The following is an 856-nucleotide window of genomic DNA, read 5'->3' as shown; positions in this document are numbered from 1 at the left end:
CACCTGATGAACGCGCATACCGTGGCGGCAATGGCCGGCCGATTGAGCGGGACGCCGACCGTCGCCACGTTGCATGGCATGAGCCTGCATCCGCAGGAAATCAGCGTGACGCGCACAACCGGGAACTACACCATAGTGGTGTGCCGCGAAGCCTGGTCACAGGCACTTGCCGTGGGGTTGGCGCCTGAGCTTGTAAGCCTCGTTCCCAATGGGGTCGATATCGCAGTGTATCACCCGAAGTCGGCTGAGAGTTCGGAGTTCCGCCAAACGATCAACGTCGGCCCTGCCGATATGTTGGTGGGGTTCGTTGGTAGGCTGGCTTGGGAAAAAGGGCCTGACAAGTTCATCAAGGCAGCCGAATTTATATTGCAAAGGCGGCCTGAGGTGCACTTCGCAATGGTTGGCACCGGGTCAATGGAAAAGGATCTCACCGCCACGGTTCGGCGTGCGGGACTGGAGTCGCGCATCCATATCGTGGGGCTTGCGCGCGAACCATATCGGATTTATCCGGCGCTGGACTTGTTGTTGCATACGTCGCGCGCGGACGCGATGCCGCTCACTATCCTGGAGGCCATGGCATCTGGCGTGCCAGTCGTGGCGATCGGCGTCGGCGGCGTACCGGAAATCGTCGCGACGGGCGAGACGGGAATTCTTATAGGGACCACGGAGTGGCCCGGTATCGTGTCGGAATATCCCGGTGACTGGGAGGGCGTCGCGCTGGCGGCACTCTCGCTGTTATCCAATCCTGCCAGGTTAAAATCGATGGCTGGTGCGAGCGTGAGGCGGGCGCAAGCCAACTTCGATATCCGCCAGTCGGCGACCCTGACGAGTCATATTTTCCGGCAGTTGCTAGGAT

At 60.5% G+C, this 856-nt stretch carries 1 protein-coding gene; it reads left to right on the top strand.

The genetic code is table 11. The features are described 5' to 3' along the window. Nucleotides 1-856 (top strand): glycosyltransferase family 4 protein (locus tag AC1DX0_RS36555; protein WP_477359459.1); only part of this gene is annotated, 856 nt, incomplete at both ends.

The sequence above is a fragment of the Mesorhizobium sp. P3_A9 genome (genome assembly GCF_056402975.1).
Note: the sequence above shows the minus strand (reverse complement) of the source record. Positions and strands in the feature narration are given on the sequence as shown.